This is a genomic window from Stenotrophomonas koreensis (assembly GCF_001431525.1).
Lineage (GTDB): Bacteria > Pseudomonadota > Gammaproteobacteria > Xanthomonadales > Xanthomonadaceae > Stenotrophomonas > Stenotrophomonas koreensis.
On the sequence record NZ_LDJH01000004.1, the window covers coordinates 1 to 6909 of the forward strand.

The following is a 6909-nucleotide window of genomic DNA, read 5'->3' on the forward strand; positions in this document are numbered from 1 at the left end:
TGGAAAGCCGACTCTATCAACCCCCCAACCATTTACCAGCAGCACACTGCCGTTGCCGTTGCCGTTGCCGTTGCCGTTGCCGTTGCCGTTGCCGTTGCCGTTGCCGTTGCCGTTGCCGTTGCCGTTGCCGTTGCCGTTGGATTTTGATCCTCCTGCCCGAGCCGTAGAGCGTGCCAAGCATCGCAGCGGATCAAAGGAACAGGCGCGAGGTGTTTGAGCGCAGCGAGTTCTCGCGCCGCTTTGAGCCGCGAGAAGCACAGGACACCGATGTGGCCACAGGCCGCAGCGGCACGCGGCCCGGCGAGAAGCCGTTTGACTCGCACCATTGGTGCTCGCCCTTCGGGCCGGCTTCGCCGTTAGTCGCTTCGCTCCTTGGGTTCCTTTTGGTGCGTCAAATGCTTTTCAGCAGACGAATGTCTGCTCAAAGGAACCCGCACGCGCAGCGTGTGGAAGCTCTTACTTGCCTTGATCTCAGTAAGCCAACCTGACCACGTTGCCCCAGACCCCGTTGCCCCGGGATACTACTTCCCATGCATCACCATAAATCTTTAACCACCACCAAACAGACATCCATTCAGCTAAACTACTGCAAGGCGAATCAAGCGGGTTATCGGTGAAAAAACAAGCCATCTTAGGATCGATCCAGGCATTACGTGGTCTGGGTGCCATTGCCGTGGTCATCTACCACGCACTTTCACTCCATCCATTCTTCAACTTCAGAGCTGGCGCCGCCGGTGTTGACTTGTTCTTTGTCATAAGTGGCGCAGTCATGTTTTTATCCATAAGACCAGAAACAAGTGCACTCAGCTTTCTCTGGCGAAGAGCCATTCGAGTAATTCCAATATACTGGATATTCACAACACTTGCCGTTATTTACTTCCACACCCGATACCCTGAAGTAACATTTTCCAAAGAACATATTATAAGATCTTATCTTTTCGCCCCTCCGCCGGAAGGATTCGTCATGCCCGTCCTGTACCCGGGATGGACACTGAATTACGAAGTGTTCTTCTATTTGATCCTCGGAGCAAGCCTACTATTCAGATCGGCATCGATATGCATTTCAATTTGCATAATTGCAGTTCTCGGCAGCGTATTCAGCAGCAACCCGGCACTGGGGAGCTTATATTATGCAAATCAAGTCATACTTGAATTCGCAGCTGGCCTCATGCTTGGCTGGGTAATCAAGTCAGGCTACAGGCCGGAAAAAACAACTGGCGCCATACTCCTGACAACATCAATTGCCATTTTCGCCATCCACAATGAATTCAAACCAGAAGGAGTTATCGCCTGGGGAATTCCAAGCGTCATGATGGTCATGGGAGCAATGGCATTTGAGTCATCAACGGTAATCCAAAACAGAATGGTGCAACTGCTTGGGTCTGCAAGCTATTCCATTTATCTCATTCATGCCTTGGCAATATGGGGGATTGACTGGGTCTGGCCAGATGAAAGAGGCATACTTACGGTCATCACCGCAATCATCATATCAATAACCGCAGGAACAGCCGTATACCTATGGGTTGAAAACCCTCTCCTTCGCGTAATGATGAAAATAAAACCAAAATAAAATCAAGTCCGAGCGCACGCCTGCGGGCAACGTGAAAACAAAAATCCCGGCTTACGCCGGGCTTTTTGTTTGCAGCGTCGCGGCCTGGGCCGCTCCCACGGGTGAGGCAGCGGCGCTATCAGGCCGCCATGCCGTTGTGGCGCAGCAGGGCGTCGATGCTGGGTTCGCGGCCGCGGAAGGCGCGGAAGTTCTCCGCGGCCGGGCGGCTGCCGCCACGGCTGAGGATCTCGGCCAGGAAGCGCTGGCCGGTGACCGCCAGCTGTTCCTCGCCCGCTTCCTCGAAGGCGGCATAGGCATCGGCGCTGAGCACCTCGGCCCACTTGTAGCTGTAGTAACCGGCCGCGTAGCCACCGGCGAAGATGTGGCTGAACTGATGCGGGAAGCGGTTGAAGGCCGGCGGGATGTTCACCGCCACCTCGGCCCGCACGGTATCGAGCAGGGCGAGCACGTCACCGGCCGGATCAAAGCCGTGGTGGATCCGCATGTCGAACAGCGCGAACTCAAGCTGGCGCACGGTGGCCATGCCGCTCTGGAAGTTCTTCGCCGCCAGCAGCTTGTCAAACAGCGGGCGCGGCAGGTGGGCGCCGGTGTCGACGTGGGCAGTCATCGCCTGCACCCGCGACCACTCCCAGCAGAAGTTCTCCATGAACTGGCTGGGCAGCTCGACCGCATCCCACTCCACGCCATTGATGCCGGCCACGCCGAGCTCGCCGATACGGGTGAGCAGCTGGTGCAGGCCATGGCCCATTTCATGGAACAGGGTGGTGACCTCGTCGTGGGTCAGGGTGGCCGGCTTGCCGTCCACGCCACGGCCGAAGTTGCACACCAGGTAGACCAGCGGGGTCTGCACGCGGCCATCGGCATGCAGGCGGCGGTTGCGGCAGTCATCCATCCACGCACCGCCGCGCTTGCCCTCGCGCGCGTACGGGTCCAGGTAGAACTGGCCGACCAGGTCGCCCTGGGCAGTGACCAGGCGGTAGAAGCGCACGTCCGGATGCCAGGTTGGCGCACTGTCGGGCTCGACCTTCAGCCCGTACAGGTCGCCGATCAGGCCGAACAACCCGGCCAGCACACGATCTTCGGTGAAGTACTGCTTCACCTGCTGGGCCGAGTAGCTGTAACGGGCCTGCTTGAGCTTGTCGCTGGCCCAGGCCAGGTCCCAGGCCTGCAGCGTGTCCAGCCCCAGCTCGTCGCGGGCGAAGGCCTCCAGCTCGGCACGGTCGGCCTGGGCGAACGGGCGGGCGCGCCGGGCCAGGTCATCCAGAAAGGCCAGCACCTGGTCCGGATCGTCGGCCATCTTGGTGGCCAGCGAGTACTCGGCGTAGCTGTCCATCCCGAGCAGGGCCGCCTTTTCCGCACGCAGCGCGAGCACGCGCGCGATCAGCGCGCTGTTGTCCAGCTCGGCCAGACCGAATTCGGAGGCCCGGGTGACGCTGGCGCGGTACAGCTGCTCGCGCAGGCTGCGGTTGTCGCAATAGGTCTGCAGCGGCAGGTAGCAGGGCATCTGCAGGGTCAGTTTGAAGCCGGAACGGCCCTCTGCTTCAGCGGCGGCGCGGCAGGAAACCAGCACATCGTCCGGCAGCCCGGCCAGTTCGGCCACATCGTCCACGTACAGCGCGAAGGCGTCGGTGGCATCGAGCACGTTCTGCGAAAACCGCGCCGACAGCGAGGACAGCTCCTCGTTGATGGCGGCCAGGCGCGCCTTGCCGGCCTCGTCCAGCTCGGCGCCGCCCAGGCGGAAGCTGCGCAGGGTGTGCGCCAGTACCTGCTGGCGGGCGGCATCGTAGCCGGCCGCTTCCGGGCTATCGGCCAGCTTGCGGTACTGCGCGTACAGGGCCAGGTCCTGGGCCAGCTCGCTGCCGAAGCGGGTCACCTTGGGCAGGTTCTCGTTGTAGGCCGCGCGCAGCTCGGGGCTGTTGACCACCGCTTCCAGATGGCTGACCTGGCCCCAGGCGCGGTACAGCCGCTCGGTGGCGTCATCCAGCGGCACCACAAAGTTTTCCCAGTTCACCAGTGCCTGCGTGCGCGCCTGTTCCACCGCTGCACGCGCCTGCGCCAGCAGGGTGTCGATCGCCGGGGTGACATGCGCCGGGGTGATCGCATCAAAACGGGGCAGGCCGGAGAAATCGAGCAACGGGTTGGTCATGGTCAGTCCTTCAGAACACAGTGCCGGCCAACGGCCGGGTCAGGCCTGATATGGGAACGCTTCCTGCCCGGCACAAGCCAGCGCCGGCAGCGGTTCACCGGCCACCGCCGCGGCAATGGCCGCATCGGCTGCTTCCACCTCAATGCCCCGGGCCGCATACCAGGCCGGGTCGTAATAGGAATGGGCGTAGCGCTCGCCGGCATCGCACAGGATGGTGACGATCGAACCTCCCTGCCCGGCCGCGCGCATCCAGGCCGCCGCCTGCAGCACGCCGACGAAGTTGGTCCCGGTCGAGCCACCCACGCGCCGGCCGAGCACCGTGCTGACATGGCGCATCGCCGCCAGGCTCAACGCATCGGGCACCTTGGCCATCGCATCGACGCAGGCCGGGATGAAGCTGGCCTCGACCTTCGGCCGGCCGATGCCCTCCACCCGTGAGCCTCCGCTGATGGCCAGCGTCTGCCAGCAGCGGTTCTCCAGCGCGGCACGGTAGCCGTCGAAGAACACCGAGATTTCCGGGTCCACGCACAGGATCCGGGTCGGATGGCGGCGGTAGCGCACGTAGCGGCCGAGGGTGGCGGCGGTACCACCGGTACCGGGCGAGCAGACGATCCAGGCCGGCACCGGGTGCGGTTCTTCGGCCATCTGGCGGAAGATCGACTCGGCGATGTTGTTGTTGGCGCGCCAGTCGGTGGCGCGCTCGGCATAGGTGAACTGGTCCATGAAGTGGCCGCCGGTCTGGCAGGCCAGCGCCTGCGCGGCCGCATCCAGGCCACAGGCCGACTCGACCCAGTGGCAGCGCCCGCCGTGGAACTCGATCGCAGCCACCTTCTCCGGCGAGGTGCCGCGCGGGATCACCGCGATGAACGGCAAACCGAGCAGGTGGGCGAAATATGCCTCCGACACCGCGGTGGAACCGGAGGACGCCTCGATCACCGGGCAGCCTTCGCGCAGCCAGCCGTTGGCCAGTGCATACAGGAACAGCGAGCGCGCCAGCCGGTGTTTCAGGCTGCCGGTGGGATGGCTGGATTCATCCTTCAGGTAGACATCGATCCCGGGGTAGCCAGGCAAGGCCATCGGAATCAGGTGGGTGTCGGCCGAACGGTTGTAATCGGCCTCGATCTTCTGGATGGCCGCGGCCACCCACTCACGTTGCGACATGGCGGACTCATGACGAAAACCCAACCGGCATTGTAGCCCCGCGGCGCCAGCGGCCGGGCCGGCTGCTATGCTCGGCGCCACCCGATGCCCGTGAGCCGACCCGTGCCTGTGCTGCTGCGCGCCCTGCTGATCGTCCTGCTGCTGGTCAATACGACCGCCAGCGCGTGGGCGGCCAGCCGGATGGCCAGCAGCCTGCTGCCGGCCGCCGTCGCAGCGGTCGATCCGGGCAGCCCCGCGCATCACGTTGCGGTGGCTGCCGAGGCCGGGGACTGCCATGCCGTGGCCGCCGACGAGCCGGCCATGCCCTGTGGCGCCGACAGCCAGCACTGTGACTGCCTGCAGCACGGCAGCGCCCTGCCGGCACCGGCGCTGGTGCTGCTGCTGCCTGCAGCACCGCTGGCTCCGGCGGTACTCCCCGCCCGCTACAGCGCCCCGCCGCGGCTGGCCGAACCGGTACGGCCGCCCATCGCCTTCACTGTCTGACCAGCAGTGGCGTGCCTGCACGCCTGATCCTTCCTTTTGCTGTCAGCGCGCGGTGCCTGAAGGCCCGCGTTGGAGTGAACACCATGTCTGATGACACCCTGCACGACGCGCGCAGCGTCGTGTCCCGCCGCCGTTTCGTCCAGGGCCTGGGCTTTGCCGGCCTGGTCGCCGGCACGGGCCTGTGGCGCCTGCCCGCCGCCCAGGCCCGCCAGGTCTCCTTCCCGGTGCCCGAACTGCGCGGTGCCACCCAGCACCTGCACATCGGCGAGCTGCCGGTGAACTTCACCGGCAAGGCACGCACCGCGATCACCGTGAACCAGTCGCTGCCGGCGCCGGTGCTGCGCTGGCGCGAGGGCGAGACCGTCAACCTGCACGTGCACAACGCGCTGCGCGATGACGTCAGCTCGATCCACTGGCACGGCCTGTTGCTGCCGGCCAACATGGACGGCGTGCCGGGGCTGAGTTTTGACGGCATCGCCCCCGGCCAGGCCTATCACTACCGCTTCGAGCTCAGGCAGAACGGCACCTACTGGTACCACAGCCATTCGCTGTTCCAGGAACAGGCCGGGCTGTACGGGGCGATCGTGATCGACCCGATCGCGCCGCCGCCCTACCGCTTCGACCGCGAACACGTGCTGCTGCTCTCGGACTGGACCGACCTGGATGGGGCCGCGCTGTACCGGCGGATGAAGAAGATGGCCATGCACGACAACACCTACCAGCAGACGCTGGGCGAGCTGGTGCGCGATGCCCGCCGCGATGGCCTGCGCGCGACCCTGGCCGAGCGCGCGCAGTGGGCGCGGATGCGGATGACGCCGACCGACCTTTCCGACATCAACGCCAATACCTACACCTACCTGCTCAACGGCCACACCCCGGCCGCGAACTGGACTGGGCTGTTCCGCCCCGGCGAGCGCGTGCTGCTGCGCCTGATCAACGGCTCGGCGATGACCCATTTCGACATCCGCATTCCCGGGCTGAAGCTGACCGTGGTCGCCGCCGATGGCCAGTACGTGCACCCGGTCAGCGTGGACGAGCTGCGCATCGCCACCGCCGAGACCTTTGATGTGCTCGTCGAGCCGACCGGCCAGGACGCCTTCACCGTGTTTGCCCAGGACATGGGCCGCACCGGCTTTGCCTGCGGCACCCTGGCCACCCGCCCCGGCCTGGCCGCGGTGGTGCCGGCGCTGGACCGCCGCCCGCTGCTGAGCATGGCCGACATGGCGCACGACCACGGCAGTGGTCATGGCAGTGGATACGGCGCCGCTTCCACTGCAGCGGCCCATGCCGGGCACGCGATGCCGGCCGATCCCCATGCGGCACATGCCGGCCATGGCCGTGCCGCCGCGCCGGTCAACCACCCGGCCAGCGAGACCGGCAGTCCGGTCGTGGATATGCAGTCCAGCCCGAGCGGCCCGCGCCTGGAGGACCCGGGCATCGGCCTGCGCGACAACGGCCGCCGGGTGCTGGCCTATGCCGACCTGCATTCGCTGTTTGACGACCCCGATGGCCGCGAGCCGGGCGCCGCGAACGAGCCGGCCCGGACCGG

Annotated in this window: 5 protein-coding genes; 3 read left to right on the forward strand and 2 right to left on the reverse strand. The window is 65.2% G+C overall.

The annotated features are described in order from the left end of the window. Positions 1–613: 613 nt before the first annotated feature. Positions 614–1570, forward strand: a complete 957-nt coding sequence (locus tag ABB25_RS14150) for an acyltransferase family protein (protein ID WP_160319393.1) — start codon at positions 614–616, stop codon at positions 1568–1570. Positions 1571–1688: 118 nt separating this feature from the next. Here ABB25_RS14150 and ABB25_RS01540 read toward each other — a convergent pair whose 3' ends face one another. Together ABB25_RS01540 and ABB25_RS01545 are read right to left on the reverse strand one after the other, a co-directional pair. Then, complete coding sequence (locus tag ABB25_RS01540) at positions 1689–3716, reverse strand: M3 family metallopeptidase (protein ID WP_057662762.1); 2028 nt, start codon at positions 3714–3716, stop codon at positions 1689–1691. 39 nt (positions 3717–3755) lie between these two features. Then, positions 3756–4877 carry a PLP-dependent cysteine synthase family protein gene (locus ABB25_RS01545; RefSeq protein ID WP_057662765.1) on the reverse strand — a complete coding sequence of 374 codons (1122 nt, stop codon included), beginning with the start codon at positions 4875–4877 and terminating at the stop codon, positions 3756–3758. 102 nt (positions 4878–4979) lie between these two features. Here ABB25_RS01545 and ABB25_RS01550 point away from each other — a divergent pair, with 102 nt between their 5' ends. Continuing rightward, positions 4980–5360, forward strand: coding sequence for a CopL family metal-binding regulatory protein (locus ABB25_RS01550; protein ID WP_160319394.1), 381 nt, complete (start codon positions 4980–4982; stop codon positions 5358–5360). Between the two features lie 83 nt (positions 5361–5443). Further along, positions 5444–6909 (forward strand): copper resistance system multicopper oxidase (locus ABB25_RS01555; RefSeq protein ID WP_057662770.1); only part of this gene is annotated, 1466 nt, incomplete at its 3' end.